Genomic DNA, 14,880 nt, shown 5'->3' on the forward strand with positions numbered 1-14,880 from the left:
CTGTCATCCAGCTGTCATCAAATGTGTCGAGACCTGTCGGTCTCGCACATTCGGGACATGACATGGACTATTTCAAGCGCTTCAACTTCCTGTTCGCCGCACCTGTGTTCGACGCCGACGACCTCGAAGGTGTCCGCTTCAACCAGATCATCGAGGAGATCCAGCGTTCCGGCTTCGAGGTCGTTCGCGCCCGCAAGCTGGAGGACGCGGAGATGGCGGTGCAGACCGATGCCGCGATCGGCTGCATGGTGGTGGACTGGGGCAAGAAGGGCCTAGAGGGCAAGACCTCGGCGCTGATCAATTTGATGCGGCGGCGCGGCCTCGATTTCCCGATCATCCTCCTGATCCGGCGCAAGCGGTTCGAGGATCTGCCGGTCGAGGTGCTCGACTTCATCGACGGTTATGTCTTCCTGTCCGAGGAGACACCGACCTTCATCGCCAAGAACCTGATCAGCCGTCTGAAGCAATATGCGGAGACGCTGAAGACGCCCTTCTTCGGCGCGCTGGTCGATTATGCCGAAGAGGGCAACCAGCTCTGGACCTGTCCAGGCCACAATGGCGGCGTGTTCTACAACCGCAGTCCGATCGGGCGGGTGTTCGTCGAACATCTCGGCGAGTCCGTGTTCCGCGACGACCTCGACAATTCCGTGCTCGACCTCGGCGACCTCCTCACCCACGAAGGTCCCGCGCTAAGGGCGCAGAAGGAAGCCGCCCAGATTTTTGGCGCGGAAAAGACCTATTTCGTGCTCAACGGAACCTCGACATCGAACAAGATCGCGCTCGGCGCTCTCGTCACCGACGGCGATCTCGTGCTGTTCGACCGCAACAATCACAAAGCCGCTCATCATGGCGCGCTGATGATCAATGGCGGCGTTCCGGTCTACGTGCCGACCATCCGCAACGCCTGGGGCCTGATTGGCCCGATGCGCTGGGACATGCTCGACGAGAAAACCTTGCGCGAGACGATCCGCAATCATCCCTTGGTGACGGACAAGGACGCCTGGCGCAAGGAGCGGCCGTTCCGCGTCGCCGTGGTCGAGCAGTGCACCTATGACGGCACCATTCACAGCGCCGAGATGATCTTGAAGCGCATCGGCCATCTCTGCGAGTACATCCTGTTCGACGAGGCTTGGGCCGGCTTCATGAAATTCCACCCGCTCTATGCCGGCCGCTTCGCCATGGGGCTGACCAACCTTCCCCCCGAGGCTCCCGGCATCATCGCGACGCAGTCGACCCACAAGCAGCTCGCGAGCTTCTCGCAGGCATCCCAGATCCACATCAAGGATCGTCACATCCGCGGCCAGAAACGGCGCGTCGAGCACCGCCGCTTCAACGAAAGTTTCATGCAGCACGCTTCCACGTCGCCATTCTACCCGCTGTTCGCCTCGCTCGACGTCGGCGCACAGATGATGAAGGGCCGCTCCGGCGAAGTGTTGTGGGACGACACGATCCGGCTCGGCATCGAGTTGCGCAAGAAAATCCGCGCGATGCGCCGGGAGTTCGAGGAGAAGGAGCAGACTCCGGACCGCCGCTGGTTCTTCGAACCCTTCGTCCCCGACCGCGTCGCAATTCCCGACGTCAGCCGCGCCGGCGCCGCCCACAACGTCGCCTGGGAAACACTCTCCACCGACGAACTCGCCACCAACCCTGCGCTGTGGCAGCTCTCCCCCGACAGCGCCTGGCATGGCTTCCCTGGCCTCAGCGAGGGCTTTGCCATGACCGATCCGAACAAGCTGACGCTGCTCACGCCCGGCTTCGATCGCATCACCGGCGCCTATGTCGAGCACGGCATCCCCGCGCCGGTCGTCGCGCAATATCTGCGCGAGAACCGCATCGTCCCCGAGAAGAACGACCTCAACTCCCTGCTCTTCCTGCTCACTCCGGGCGTCGAAGCAAGCAAGGCGGGCACGCTGATCTCCGGTCTCGTCGCATTCAAGCGGCTGCACGACGACAATGCGCTGCTGGCCGACGCCATCCCGGAGTTCTGCCAGCGACGGCAGGCGCGCTATGCCGGCGTGCGGCTGCGCGATCTCTGCGGCGATATGCACCGTTTCTTCCGTGCCGCCGACGTCAGCGCACTCCAGGCCCGGCAGTTCATGCCCGAGCACATGCCTGACATCGCGATGTCGCCCCGCGATGCCGCGCGCTACCTGTTCCGCAACGATGTCGACTATCTGCCGATCGAGGCGATCACGGGCCGCATCGCCACCACGCCCTTCGTGGTCTATCCGCCCGGCATCGCAACCATCGTGCCCGGCGAGCGGCTGACGGAACGGGCCAAGCCCATGCTGGATTATCTCAAGATGTTCGAGACCTGCTTCAACACGTTCCCGGGCTTCGATGTGGAAATCCAGGGCGTCTACAAGGAGATCGATGCGCAGGGGCGCATCGGGCTCTATACTTACGTCGTTGCCGGGTAGGTGCCGATGAACGAAACTGCGATTGCGCGCCCGGATGACGGGCCAGTCGTGGTCCGGCCCTCACGCGAGAGCGACGTCGATGCGATGCTGGCGATCTACCGCCATCACGTCCGCAACGGCGTGCCGCGCGATGTCGAGGGAACCGGTGCGCCCGAGCCGGACGATCTGCGCGATCGGCGCAAGAACCTGAAGCAGACCCGCCTGCCGCATCTGGTCGCGACCTTTCGTGGTGAAGTCGTGGGATATGCCTATGCGGTACTGTTCCGCAAGCGTCCAGCTTATCGCTACGCCGCCAAGCATTCGATATGTGCACCACGACCATCTCGGCCGCGGAGTCGGACGGCTATTGCTGCAGGAGTTGATCGACGCGTGTGCGGCGGCCGGCTTCCGCCAGATGATCGGCTATATCGATGCCGACAATGCCCCCTCGCTGGCGCTGCACGAGAAGTTCGGTTTCGCGCGCGCCGGCCTGCTCTGCGGTGTCGCCTATCGCAACGGTCACTGGTCCGACACCGTCATGGTACAGCGCTCGCTCGGTGCCGGCGTCACCGCGCCGCCGCCCGTCACGGCGCCCGGCCGCTAGGCCCTCACGACGGAAAGTCAGCCGGTCTGACCTGGATGCGGTCGGCATGCAAGGACCAGTGGTGCAGTGCCTGGTCCTCGCAAAACCTCGCCTTCGCCCGCTCTCTGGCTTCGTTCTCGTCGGAAGCGTCGATCTCGAGCGTGCCCTGGCACACCTCGATCTGCCGGCCGTACTGGCCGAGCACGTCCTTCATGAACCTGACCACATAAGTTGACATGGGACCTCCTGCCTGCCCCGGCGGCGCTCACTCTAATCCCATTTAGCCGGATTGCGGGAGGGAGATTTTGATGCGGATCAAGGTCGGGGCGCGGTTCCCGCCCGCCGACAGTCGTCGGCTCAATCCGTCAACCACCCCCGCCCTGCCTAGGGGCCTGCGGAAGGCGCGCGCGACACGAGCGCCCGCGCCGACATCACGTCGTGATGTCGAGTAGCGACTCTGTCGTTTCTGAATAGGCCTGAATGACCTTCGCATTGGCAATGAAGCTGTACTTCGCGGTCGCCAGTTGAACGAATTCGCTGGCGAGATCGACATTCGGCGCGGCGACCAGGCCGTCCTGGTTTGCGAAGGGGGCGCTTGGGTCGGATTGTGCGGTAAAGCTCGGCGAAACCGCCGACACGGTCGTGAACGTACCGCCCGGCGTCGAGCCGCTCGATTGGTCGACCTGATCGACTCGCAACGGCACATAAGCCGCGGGAAACGTCGGACTAATGCTCGAACTGACCGCACTGGCCGATGTGCTCGATCCGCCTGACGCAGGTAGCGGGCCTGTCGTGCGAATGTTGGCGATATTGCTCGCGGCCACGTTCACACGCAAACTCGCCGCGGAAAGTCCGGATGTCGCAATCGAAAATATGCTCATGAACCCTGATCTACAGGACAAGTCATACGTGTTCACTCACGCCATCAGTAAAATCCGCCGCTTTCTGTTTTCATCCTCGTAACCAGCGATCGGAGCACGATCAGACTTCGCGCGCCCTACGCCGGCATCACACCAAACGCCTGCTTGAACCGCTCCGCATAGCGCGGCCAGACCTCGGGATTGATGATGCGCGGCGGGCGCTTGCCGTCGAGCGTATCCAGCACCTGCTCGGCGGCGATGCGGCCCATGTTCTGGCGCGCCTCGATCGTGACGCCGGCCGTATGCGGGCTCGCCAGCACGTTGTCGAGCTGGAGCAGCGGATGCTCCGGCGGCGGCGGCTCCTTCGACCAGACGTCGAGACCGGCGCCCGCAATGCGCTTGTCACGCAACGCCTGGAGCAGCGCATCTTCATCGTGGATGAAGCCACGCGCCGTGGTGATAAAGTACGCATGCGGCTGCATCAACCCAAACTCGCGCACGCTGATCATATTGCGGCTGCCCTTGTCGAGCGGACAGGAGATCGAGACGAAGTCGGCACGGCGCAAGAGCTCGTCGAGCTCGACCTTCTCGCCGCCCCGCTCGGCCATCATTTCGGCCGTCAGGTACGGATCGTAGGCAAGCACCTTCATGCCGAACAGGCCCTTGCACAGCGCGGCGATGCGGCGACCGACATTGCCGAGGCCGATAATGCCGACGGTCTTGTGCTCGATCTCGTTGCCGACGAGTTCGTTGCGGTTGACGTTGGACTCCCTGCGGAGCTTGCGGTCGGACTGGATGATGCGCTTGGACAGCGTCAGCATCATCGCCAGCGCATGCTCGGCGACGGAATGGGCGTTGCCGCCGGACTGGTTGACGACCAGCACGCCGGCATCGGTGCAGGCCTCGACGTCAACAGGATCGAATCCAGCGCCGTTGCTGGAGACGAGCAGCAGGTTCGGCGCGCGCTTCAGGAAGGCAGCATCGACATGGAAATGCGGGGCCAGTTCGTCACGGGCGGCGCCGATCTGGTAGACATGAGCCGCTTCGATGATCGGCGCGAAATATTCCTCGGGGCTCTCGTTCTCGATGCGATCGAGCCGGACGTCGGGCCGCGCCTTCAGAATGTCGATATAGATCGGATTGGCCAGATATTTAACGTAGAAGACGCGCTTGCTGTTGACGGACATCAGGACCCTTCCGGCTTTCTCCAGGAGATCCGCAGGGCCAGCGCGGCGCGCGATCCTTTCATACGTTCCTCCGTTCTCTTGTTATTGCCGCTTATGACACGGCGGCACCGGCCGCGGCAGGCCGTCTGGCGCAGATCACGGTGCAGCCCGGACATGTTGACAATCCCGCTGCCTGCGTCAAGTTCGGCAGACCGCCGCGACGGCCAAGACGATGGCCACGACAAAGGCAAAAGACCAAGAAGCATGCGCGGCCGAAGGGAGAACGCAATGCCGATTGCGGAGCAACAGACCTCGTCCGAGGCGGCGCAGACCTCCAGCGACAAGAGCTGGCACGGCATCGTCCTGCAAACGCTGAAGCGGAACGAGATCAGCCTCGTCCCTTACGTGCCCGACCGCGTGCTGACGCCGCTGATCAAGAACCTGCACGCCGATCCGTTCTTCACCACCTTTGCCACCGCCCGCGAGGAGGAGGCCGTCGGCATCGTCTCGGGCGCCTGGATGGGCGGACGACGGGGCGCGGTGTTGATGCAGACCTCGGGGTTTGCGACGCTCGCCAACGTGCTGGCCTCGCTTGCGGTGCCCTACCAGATTCCGCTGATCATGTTCGTGTCTGAGCGCGGCACGCTCGGCGAATTCAATTACGGCCAGTCACTGGTCTGCCGCACCATGCGTCCGGTGCTGGATTCGCTGGCGCTGGAGCATCACACCATCACCCGGCTCGACGAGCTCGAATTCATTGCCGACCGTTCGATCAAGCAGGCCATCACGACGCAGGCGCCAGTCGCGCTGATCCTCAACCCGCTGCTCGCGGGCGGCAAGGTGTTCGACAAGTGAGGACGGCCAAATGAAGACAGACGCGCGCAACACTAAAGTGATGAACCGCTTCGACGTCACCTCGCGCCTGATCGCGAAACTCGAGCACGAGGAAGCCGTGATCGGCGGCATCGGCAATACCAATTTCGACCTCTGGGCCGCCGGCCACCGTCCGCAGAATTTCTACATGCTCGGCAGCATGGGCCTCGCCTTCCCGATCGCGCTGGGCGTGGCGCTGGCGCAACCGGACCGGCGCGTCTTTGCGCTCGAAGGCGATGGTTCGCTCCTGATGCAGCTCGGCGCGCTCTCGACGATCGCGGCGTTGAAGCCGAAGAACCTCATCATGATCGTGATGGACAACGGCATCTACCAGATCACCGGCGCGCAGCCGACACCGGCCGCGAACGTAGCTGACATCGTCGCCATCGCGACCGGCTCCGGGCTTGCCAATAGCGCCTGGGCCGCGGACGAGGAGGATTTCGAGCGTCTGGTCGAGGAAGCCATGTCGGCTGGCGAGCCCAGCCTGATCGCCGTTCGTATCGATGACAAGCCCGGCGTCGGCGCCACCCGACGCGATCCCGTACAAATCCGGGAACGCTTCATGCACGGCCTGGGCGTGCGCGAGCCGCTTTAACGTTTCGTCATTAACTACACGGCGATCTGATCCCGGCGCCTCGGCAAGCTGCTGCAATCCGTGCTAAGCGGTCCGGATGTCCATTTTGGTTCGCTCCTCTGCCTGGCTGCTTGCCGCCGCCGTCGCCTTTGCAACCCTCGGTCCGCCCGGCCTGCGGCCCCATTCCGACCTTGGCCAGGACGGCGAGCATGCCCTTGCCTTCGTCCTGGTGGGACTAGCCTTCGGCTTCGCCTATCCGCGCCGCCGCCTGTCGGCGACAGCCATCGCCGTGGTGCTGATCGGCCTGCTCGAACTGATGCAATTCTGGGCACCGGGACGACATCCGCGGCTGGAGGACTTTCTGGTCGATGCCGGCACCACCTGCATCGGCTTCGCGCTGGCGGCCATCGCCGATTGGGCCATGACGCGGTTTCGCGTAAATTCGGCCCTCTCGAGTCAAGGCCCCGCGGAGTGACGCTCCGCAGGGCCCGTCTCTTCAAAGCTCACGCTCTGATCGATCAGTCGATGATCTTGACGACGCGGCGCGTGCGCGGCTCCACGATCACGCGGCGATCGTTCACGACCGCATAGCGATATTCGGTGTAGTTCGGCACGGGCCGCAGCACCACGGTCGGCGGCAGCGGCTCGCCGACCACGACGCGCTCGTGGACCACGACCGAATCATCACGCGGAATTCCGCCGAGGATCGCATTCGGGATTTCCAGACCAGCGCCGACCGCCGCCCCGACGGTACCACCGACCATCGCTCCGACCGGGCCGCCGATGTCGCCGCCCGCGCGTGCGCCGTTCCTGGCGCCCTCTTCGGTCGTCGACTGAGCAAAGGCCGCACTCGACGCCAGCAGCGACGCGGCAGCCAACGAAATCGCAAGACGGGTTTTCATGTGCTTATGTCTCCAGTGATTGTTGTGCGCCTTCAACCGCGGGGCCGGATCATTGTTCCGGTTCCCCGCCCGATCTAGACGGCACCAAAACCGGAGACTGTTACCCGGTAACAGTTCAGGCCGCCGCGATCTCGTGGCCCGCCATCAGTTCCAGCGCGCGCACCATCGCCGAGTGATCCCAGCCCTTGCCGCCATGCGCGGCGCAGGACGAGAATAGTTGCTGCGCCACTGCCGTGCTCGGCAGCGACAGGCCGAGCGCGCGGGCGCCTTCAAGCGCGAGGTTGAGATCCTTCTGGTGCAGCTCGATGCGGAAGCCGGGATCGAAATTGCGCTTCACCATGCGCTCGCCATGCACTTCGAGAATCCGGGACGACGCAAAGCCGCCCATCAGGGCCTGCCGCACCAGCGCCGGATCCGCACCGGCTTTCGACGCGAACAGTAGCGCTTCGCTGACCGCCTCGATCGTCAACGCGACGATGATCTGGTTGGCGACCTTCGTCGTCTGGCCGTCGCCATTGGCGCCGACGCGGGTGACGTTCTTTCCCATCCGGTCGAAGATCGGCTTCATGGTGTTGAAGGCGCGCTCGGGGCCACCGACCATGATGGTGAGGCTTGCCGCCTTGGCACCGACCTCCCCGCCTGACACCGGTGCATCGAGATAATCCGCGCCGAGCGCCTCGATCTTCTTCGCAAATTCCTTGGTCGCCAGCGGCGAGATCGAGCTCATGTCGACTACGATCTTGCCCTTGGAAATGCCGCCCGCGACGCCGTCCTTGCCGAACAGCACGGCCTCCACATGCGGGGTATCCGGCACCATGATGATGACAGCATCCGCCTCCTCCGCGACCTCCTTGCTTGACTTGCAGTCAACGCCGCCGGCCGCGATCAGCTCGGGTGCGACCGGCCCGACATCGTGCAGGAGAACGCGATGGCCTGCAGCCAGAAGATGGCCGGCCATCGGCCGCCCCATGGTGCCAAGTCCGATAAAGCCGATGTCGATCATGTCTACGGTTTCCTCAGGTCTCGAAAGTCTGCGCCGCGTGCCAGGACAAGCCTTCCAGCGTCGTGGTGCGCGGCTTGTATTCGCAACCAATCCAGCCGCGATAGCCGATCGCGTCGAGATGGCGGAACAGGAAGGGATAGTTGATCTCGCCGGTGCCGGGCTCGTTGCGGCCGGGATTGTCGGCGAGCTGGATGTGCGCAATCTGCGGCAGATATTCCTGCATGGTGCGGGCGAGATCGCCCTCCATGATTTGCATGTGATAGATGTCGTATTGGATGAACAGATTGTTGGAGCGCACCTCGGAGATCAGCTGCACGGCCTGCTCGGTGCCGTTCAGGAAGAAGCCGGGAATGTCGAGCGTGTTGATCGGCTCGACCAGGAGCTTGATGTTCTCGCGCGTCAGGGTCGAAGCTGCAAACCGCAGATTCCCGACCAGCGTTTCGTTGAGCTCACGCGGGTCGGCATCGACAGGCGCGATGCCGACGAGACAGTTGAGCTGCTCGCAATCGAGTGCCTTGGCATAGTCGATGGCGCGAAACACGCCGTCCCGGAACTCGCTGACACGATCCGGCAGGATCGCGATGCCGCGCTCGCCTGCCGCCCAATTGCCGGCCGGCAGATTGTGCAGCACCTGCGTCAGCCCATGGCGGTCGAGCTGCTCGCGCAAAAGCGCCTTGTCGAAATCATAGGGGAAGAGGTACTCGACCCCGGAAAAGCCCGCCGCTTTGGCCGCGGCGAAGCGGTCCACGAACGGCATTTCGTTGAAGAGCATGGTGAGGTTGGCGGCGAATCTCGGCATGATGCTGTTCCCTATTCCGCCGGCTGCAGCACGCCGGACCGCGCGGTTGCGACCTCGTCGAGCGGCAGATCCAGCACCTCCTCGAATTCGACGATGTTGTCGATCTCGGTGCCCATCGCGATGTTGGTGACACGTTCGAGGATGAACTCGACCATCACGGGCACGCGATGCTTGGCCATCAATTCGCGCGCGGTCGCGAACGCCGCCTGCGAGTCTTTCGGGTCGGTGACGCGGATCGCCTTGCAGCCGAGGCCTTCGGCGACCGCAACATGGTCGACGCCATAGCCGCCGAGCTCGGGCGCGTTGATGTTCTCAAAGGAGAGCTGGACGTGATAGTCCATGTCGAAGCCACGCTGGGCCTGGCGGATCAGGCCGAGATAGGAGTTGTTCACGACGACGTGGATGTAGGGCAGATTGAATTGCGCCCCGACCGCGAGCTCTTCGATCAGGAACTGGAAGTCGTAGTCGCCGGAGAGCGCGACGATGTCGCGATCCGGACACGCCGCGCGCACGCCGAGCGCCGCGGGCAGCGTCCAGCCGAGCGGCCCGGCCTGCCCGGCATTGATCCAGTTGCGCGGCTTGTATACCCCCAGAAACTGCGCCCCGGCAATCTGCGACAGGCCAATCACGGAGACGTAGCAGGTGTCACGGCCAAAGGCCTTGGTCATCTCCTCGTAGACGCGCTGCGGCTTGATCGGAACGTTGTCGAAATGGCTCTTGCGCAACATCGTTTTCTTGCGGTCGCGGCAGGAAGCGGGCCACGCCTGGCGCTCGCGCAACCTGCCTGACCGGCGCCACTCCCTGGCGACGGTGACGAAAAGCTCAAGGGCGGCCTTGGCATCCGAGACGATGCCGAGGTCGGGGTTGAACACGCGCCCGATCTGGGTCGGCTCGATGTCGACATGCACGAAGGTGCGGCCCTTGGTGTAGGTCTCGACCGAGCCGGTGTGGCGGTTGGCCCAGCGGTTGCCGATGCCCAGCACGAAATCGGATTCGAGCATGGTGGCATTGCCGTAACGGTGGCTGGTCTGAAGACCGACCATGCCGGCCATCAGCACGTGGTCATCGGGGATGGCCCCCCACCCCATCAGCGTCGGCACGACCGGCACGTTGGCGATCTCGGCGAATTCCACCAGCAAATCCGAGGCGTCGGCATTGATCACGCCGCCGCCCGCGACGATCAGCGGCCGTTCGGACGCGTTGAGCATCTCCAGCGCCTTCTCCACCTGCTTGCGCGTCGCGGTGGGCTTGTAGACCGGCAGCGGCTCATAGGTCTCGTCGTCGAACTCGATCTCGGCGAGCTGCACGTCGAGCGGCATATCGATCAGGACCGGGCCAGGCCTTCCCGAGCGCATGATGTGAAAGGCCTGGCTGAACACGCGAGGCACCAGCCCGGGCTCGCGCACGGTCACCGCCCATTTGGTCACGGGCTTTGCGATCGATTCGATGTCGACGGCCTGGAAATCCTCCTTGTAGAGCCGCGCCCGCGGCGCCTGGCCGGTGATGCAGAGGATCGGGATGGAATCGGCGATCGCCGAATAGAGCCCGGTGATCATGTCGGTGCCCGCCGGCCCCGAGGTTCCGATGCAGACGCCGATATTGCCCGCCTTGGCCCGCGTATAACCCTCGGCCATGTGCGAGGCCCCCTCGACATGGCGCGCCAGGATATGGCGGATCGAGCCGCGCTTCTTCAGCGCCGAGTAAAGCGGATTGATCGCGGCCCCGGGAACGCCGAAGGCAGTCGAGATGCCTTCCTTCTCCAGAATTCGCACGGCAGCATCGATGGCTCGCATCTTCGCCATATCGGACCTCGCTTGAGTTGCATTGGCTCGAGCGAGATCATCGGGCCCGCGAGGGCTTCACTCAACGAGATCGATTTTATTTTCCACGATGCGGCAGCCGCGAAAAAATCGCGGCGGCTTCAGTCGGTTAGGTCGAGACTCGCGTGAAAGCGCTCACTCGAACAGCGTCGCCAGCTCCATCTGCGGCACCAGCACGAGGCCCTTGTCGGTGATGCGAATTTCCGGAATGACCGATAGAGGAATCAAATTGAAGCCCATGTAGGGGATGGTGCAGCCGGCTTCCGCCCATTCTTTCTTCAGCACCTTGACCTCTTCCGCCACTTCGGTAACGCGCTTGTCGGACAGCAGACCGGCGATCGGCAGCGGCACCAGCGCCCTCACCTTGCCCTCGGCGACGAGGCAGACGGCGCCCTGTTGCTCCTTGATGGCGGCCACCGCGACCTGCATGTCGGCCTCGTTGGTACCGGCAACGATGATGTTGTGGCTGTCGTGCCCGACGCTGGAGGCGACCGCGCCGCGCTTCAGGCCAAAGTCCTTCAAGAGGCCATAGGCGACATTGCCGGCCGATTTGCCGTGGCGCTCGACCACCGTGACGAAGCACAGGCTGTAGCGCGCGAACAATTCCGGCCAATCCTTGGCCGGCTCGATCTCGATCTTCTCATGGATCAGCGTGATGCCGGGCAACGCGGTCTTGATGGCGTTGACGGTGCAGGCCTTCGCCGGCAGCTCCGGCGTCAGCTTCAGCTTCTCCGGCAGCTTCACAGTCGCGTAGGCCGCCTTCGGGTATTGATATCGCTGCGACAATGCCTGATCGAGCCGCGGCGTGATCTTGCGGTTCTCGACCACCAGCTCGCCGCCATACCAAGTGCATTGCGGCTTCAGATTGTCGTCCATCAGCACCAGATCGGCGCGGCGCCCCCCGCCGAGCCCGCCGATATCGCTGTCCATGTTGAAGCGCGTCGCGCCATGCAGCGAGCCCATCGACCAGGCCTGCTCGGGCGACATTCCCGCCTTCACCGCCTCCCGCACCACCCAGTCGAGACCGAACAGCAGGAGATCATCGGCGTCGCGATCGTCGGTGCACGCGGCCGTGCGCTTGTGCGAAGCGCCGAGCTCGGTGATAGTGCGGATCGCCTGCGGCAGCGAGTGCCACGGTGTGGTCGGCGGTCCCCCGCGCAGGAAGACCCAGACCCCGGCATCGAGCAAATCGTCGGCGATGTCGCGGTCGATCGCCTCATGGGTATCCGTGACGCCGGATGCCGCATAAGCCGCAACGAATTCGCGGCCATAGACATGGCCGGACACCGGCCGCCCACGCTTCAGGGCGGCGGCGAGGATGGCGTGGCTGCGCTCATCGCCCATGGTCACGGGCACGAAATCCATCTTCTCGCCGAGCCCGACAGCCTCCGGCCAGCGGTCGAACAGGCCGGCGATCTTGTCCGGCGTGAGGTCGCCGCCCGCAGTCTCCAGTGCGGCCGAAGTCGCGGGCACCGTGCTCGGCACTGTCAAGAAGATCGACAGCGGCGCCTCGCGCGCGTCCTCCAGCATCGCCTCGACGCCGGCGACGTCCATGACGTTGCCGATCTCGTGGCTGTCGCAGAAGATCGTGGTGGTGCCGTTGAGCAGGGCGGCCTCGGCATAGGCGCAGGCCGTCACCATCGAGGATTCAATGTGGATGTGCGGATCAACCAGGCCCGGCGCGATAATGCCGCCCGCGGCATCGTAGGTCGTGACGCCGCTCCAGGCCTTCTTGGCTATTCCAGCCGGCTTCACCGCCGCGATGCGGCCGCCGGTGATCCAGACCTCACGTCCCTGATGGATGCGCTCCGAATAGGTCGAAAGCACCCGCGCGCCGGTGACGACGAGATCCGGCGCGACCCGCGCCGAGGCCACATCGGCGAGACGCCGGGTCATCGAATGCAACGGTGCGACGGCGAAGCGGGTAAGTCTGGTCATCGGGACCCTCGCGTGGCGTTACGGTCCCGCGATGGTTACGCCCTGCGCCAGACCGGGCAAGCGCAAATATAACGGCACGCCCTGCTTACGCTTTAGGCGGCGAAGCGCCTGCCGCCCCTGACCTCGCGGGCCTGCGCGAGTTCCGTCGTCTCGGGGCCGCTGCGGCAGTGGGCTTGACCCGAATCCGCATTGACCTCCCGTTCTGCTCGTCGATCTCGAAGGAATTGGTCTTGCGCACGAGGTCGCTCAGCTTGCGGAAGCCGAACGTTCTCGGATCGAAATCGGACGCGAGATTGGCAAGTTGACGGCCGACTTCCCCGAGCGTGACCCAGCCGTCCTCGCTCTCCATCTGGGTGATGACCTTCTTGATGATGGGGGTCGCGGCATCGAGCGGCTGAAGCGATTTCGATCTCGAAGCGGCGTCCTGGGTGTGCGCCGGCGCGGCAAGCAGGTTCTCCGTGTAGACGAACCTTCGGCAGGCCTGCCGGAAGCTCTCCGGCGTCTTCTGTTCGCCGAACCCAAAGACATCGATGCCCTGCTCCCGGATCCGGGCGGCCAGACGGGTAAAATCGCTATCCGACGACACCAGGCAAAAGCCGTCGAACCGGCCGCTGTGAAGCAGGTCCATCGCGTCGATGACCAGGGTGATGTCGGAGGCATTCTTTCCGGTCGTATAGGCAAACTGTTGCTGCGGGATGATGGCGTGTTTGGAAAGGATGTCGGCCCAGCCCCTGGACCTGGCATTGGAGAAGTCGCCGTAGATGCGGCGAACGCTGGCCTCGCCGATCTTGGCAATCTCCTCGAACAGTCCATCGGCAATCTTTGCCGAAGCGTTGTCGGCATCGATCAGGACAGCGAGACGGGGCGAACGGAGCTCTGACGGCATGACTTTTCCTAAAAAGGAGGCGACAACGGTGCGTGGATATACCGATGTCGGGGCAGCTGCCGCCAGAGCTGATTTCTTCAACGGGCCACGACGGACCGCGAACCGGGGTCAGGCTGGCTTCGCGACCGGGGTCACACCCCCGAGCGCGGCCGTCAGTTCCGCCGCAACCTCGCGCACCACACGGCCGATCTCCGGCAGCCGCGCATCGGTGACCCTGCTGGTCAAGCCGGAAACGGAGATCGCCGCCAACGGCTCGGCAAGCGCGTTGTAGACCACGGCGGCAACGCAGCGCAGGCCGATCTCGGCTTCCTCGTCGTCGATCGCAAAACCCTGCTTGCGGATGGTCGCGAGCTCCTTGAACAGGTCGCTTGGTCGCACGATCGATTTCTCGGTCAGGCGTGGCATGCCGTGATGGCGGATGACGGCACCGACGTCCTCGTCGGAATAGGTCGCGAGCACCGCCTTGCCGACGCCCGATGTTACCATCGGAACGCGGCCGCCGACCTTGGTCAGCGAACGCATGATTTCACGGCTCTCCATGCGGGTCAGCACGATGATGAACTCGTCGTCGACCACGGCGAGATTGGCGGTCTCGCGGGTGAGATCACGCAGCTTGCGCAAATAGGGAATAGCCTGGGCGCTGAAATTGCGCCGCCGGGCAAAGCTCGCGCCCACCGTGAAGCTGCGCACGCCGACATGCCATTTGGATTCGGCGCGGTCGAACTGCACGAAGCGGCGGCTTTCCAGCGTCGCCAGCAGGCGGTGTACGGTCGAGGCCGAGAGCCCGGTGCGAACGGCGAGATCGCTGAGGCGATAGCCTTCGTCGTCTTCGGACAATGTTTCGAGAATCGACAGCGCGCGATCAACGGATTGCACGCCGCCGTCGCGCGCGTCGTGGTCAGGCTCCGATGACGATCGGGGCTCGATCGATTTGCGTCGGATCACGTTCTTGCTCATCGCGACCTGCATTGCCAATCAGACAAGACGCGAGCCGCCTGCCCTCCCTCGCCCCGTTCTTACGGGGAGAGGGTCGGGGTGAGGGGCTATCTCCGCGAAGACGGAGAGAGACGGACTCGC

At 64.0% G+C, this 14,880-nt stretch carries 15 protein-coding genes and 1 pseudogene; 6 read left to right on the forward strand and 10 right to left on the reverse strand.

Annotated features, from left to right (window positions below; all coding sequences use genetic code 11):
* Positions 1-62: 62 nt before the first annotated feature.
* Positions 63-2,420, forward strand: a complete 2,358-nt coding sequence (locus tag ABIB90_RS21035; protein ID WP_354164461.1) for an Orn/Lys/Arg family decarboxylase — start codon at positions 63-65, stop codon at positions 2,418-2,420.
* Between the two features lie 6 nt (positions 2,421-2,426).
* Positions 2,427-3,003 (forward strand): annotated as a pseudogene (locus ABIB90_RS21040) (GNAT family N-acetyltransferase).
* Positions 3,004-3,007: 4 nt separating this feature from the next.
* Here ABIB90_RS21040 and ABIB90_RS21045 read toward each other — a convergent pair.
* Positions 3,008-3,220, reverse strand: a complete 213-nt coding sequence (locus ABIB90_RS21045) for a hypothetical protein (RefSeq protein ID WP_007593289.1) — start codon at positions 3,218-3,220, stop codon at positions 3,008-3,010.
* 193 nt (positions 3,221-3,413) lie between these two features.
* Positions 3,414-3,812 (reverse strand): flagellar basal body rod protein FlgC, encoded by a 399-nt coding sequence (locus tag ABIB90_RS21050; protein ID WP_354201307.1) that lies wholly within the window; start codon positions 3,810-3,812, stop codon positions 3,414-3,416.
* On the opposite strand from ABIB90_RS21050, the gene ABIB90_RS21055 reads away from it, so the two are divergent.
* On the forward strand, positions 3,712-3,945 hold the full coding sequence (locus ABIB90_RS21055) for a hypothetical protein (RefSeq protein WP_354201310.1): 234 nt from the start codon (positions 3,712-3,714) through the stop codon (positions 3,943-3,945). The genes ABIB90_RS21050 and ABIB90_RS21055 overlap by 101 nt on opposite strands.
* A gap of 34 nt (positions 3,946-3,979) precedes the next feature.
* Here ABIB90_RS21055 and ABIB90_RS21060 read toward each other — a convergent pair whose 3' ends face one another.
* Positions 3,980-5,029, reverse strand: coding sequence for a hydroxyacid dehydrogenase (locus ABIB90_RS21060; RefSeq protein WP_354164458.1), 1,050 nt, complete (start codon positions 5,027-5,029; stop codon positions 3,980-3,982).
* A 267-nt stretch (positions 5,030-5,296) separates the two neighbouring features.
* On the opposite strand from ABIB90_RS21060, the gene ABIB90_RS21065 reads away from it, so the two are divergent.
* From ABIB90_RS21065 to ABIB90_RS21075, 3 genes are all read left to right on the forward strand, one after another.
* Positions 5,297-5,863, forward strand: coding sequence for a decarboxylase (locus ABIB90_RS21065; RefSeq protein WP_354201301.1), 567 nt, complete (start codon positions 5,297-5,299; stop codon positions 5,861-5,863).
* 10 nt (positions 5,864-5,873) lie between these two features.
* A complete protein-coding gene (locus ABIB90_RS21070; protein WP_354127495.1) occupies positions 5,874-6,476 on the forward strand; it encodes a thiamine pyrophosphate-dependent enzyme in 603 nt (200 codons plus the stop codon).
* A gap of 76 nt (positions 6,477-6,552) precedes the next feature.
* Positions 6,553-6,930 carry a VanZ family protein gene (locus tag ABIB90_RS21075; RefSeq protein ID WP_354127494.1) on the forward strand — a complete coding sequence of 126 codons (378 nt, stop codon included), beginning with the start codon at positions 6,553-6,555 and terminating at the stop codon, positions 6,928-6,930.
* 43 nt (positions 6,931-6,973) lie between these two features.
* Here ABIB90_RS21075 and ABIB90_RS21080 read toward each other — a convergent pair whose 3' ends face one another.
* From ABIB90_RS21080 to ABIB90_RS21110, 7 genes are all read right to left on the reverse strand, one after another.
* Positions 6,974-7,357: a DUF1236 domain-containing protein gene (locus tag ABIB90_RS21080; RefSeq protein WP_007593296.1), complete on the reverse strand. Its 384-nt coding sequence runs from the start codon at positions 7,355-7,357 to the stop codon at positions 6,974-6,976.
* Between the two features lie 115 nt (positions 7,358-7,472).
* Complete coding sequence (locus ABIB90_RS21085) at positions 7,473-8,360, reverse strand: 2-hydroxy-3-oxopropionate reductase (RefSeq protein WP_354164454.1); 888 nt, start codon at positions 8,358-8,360, stop codon at positions 7,473-7,475.
* Positions 8,361-8,373: 13 nt separating this feature from the next.
* Positions 8,374-9,159, reverse strand: coding sequence for a hydroxypyruvate isomerase (gene hyi / locus ABIB90_RS21090; RefSeq protein WP_354201302.1), 786 nt, complete (start codon positions 9,157-9,159; stop codon positions 8,374-8,376).
* 11 nt (positions 9,160-9,170) lie between these two features.
* Complete coding sequence (gene gcl / locus ABIB90_RS21095; protein ID WP_354164449.1) at positions 9,171-10,961, reverse strand: glyoxylate carboligase; 1,791 nt, start codon at positions 10,959-10,961, stop codon at positions 9,171-9,173.
* A gap of 153 nt (positions 10,962-11,114) precedes the next feature.
* Complete coding sequence (locus ABIB90_RS21100; RefSeq protein ID WP_354164446.1) at positions 11,115-12,917, reverse strand: adenine deaminase; 1,803 nt, start codon at positions 12,915-12,917, stop codon at positions 11,115-11,117.
* Positions 12,918-13,002: 85 nt separating this feature from the next.
* Complete coding sequence (locus tag ABIB90_RS21105) at positions 13,003-13,803, reverse strand: NYN domain-containing protein (RefSeq protein ID WP_007593304.1); 801 nt, start codon at positions 13,801-13,803, stop codon at positions 13,003-13,005.
* A gap of 108 nt (positions 13,804-13,911) precedes the next feature.
* Complete coding sequence (locus ABIB90_RS21110) at positions 13,912-14,760, reverse strand: IclR family transcriptional regulator (protein WP_007593306.1); 849 nt, start codon at positions 14,758-14,760, stop codon at positions 13,912-13,914.
* Between the last annotated feature and the right edge of the window lie 120 nt (positions 14,761-14,880).

Origin of the sequence: Bradyrhizobium sp. JR4.1, from assembly GCF_040548605.1 — a bacterium.
Classification (GTDB): Bacteria; Pseudomonadota; Alphaproteobacteria; order Rhizobiales; family Xanthobacteraceae; genus Bradyrhizobium; species Bradyrhizobium canariense.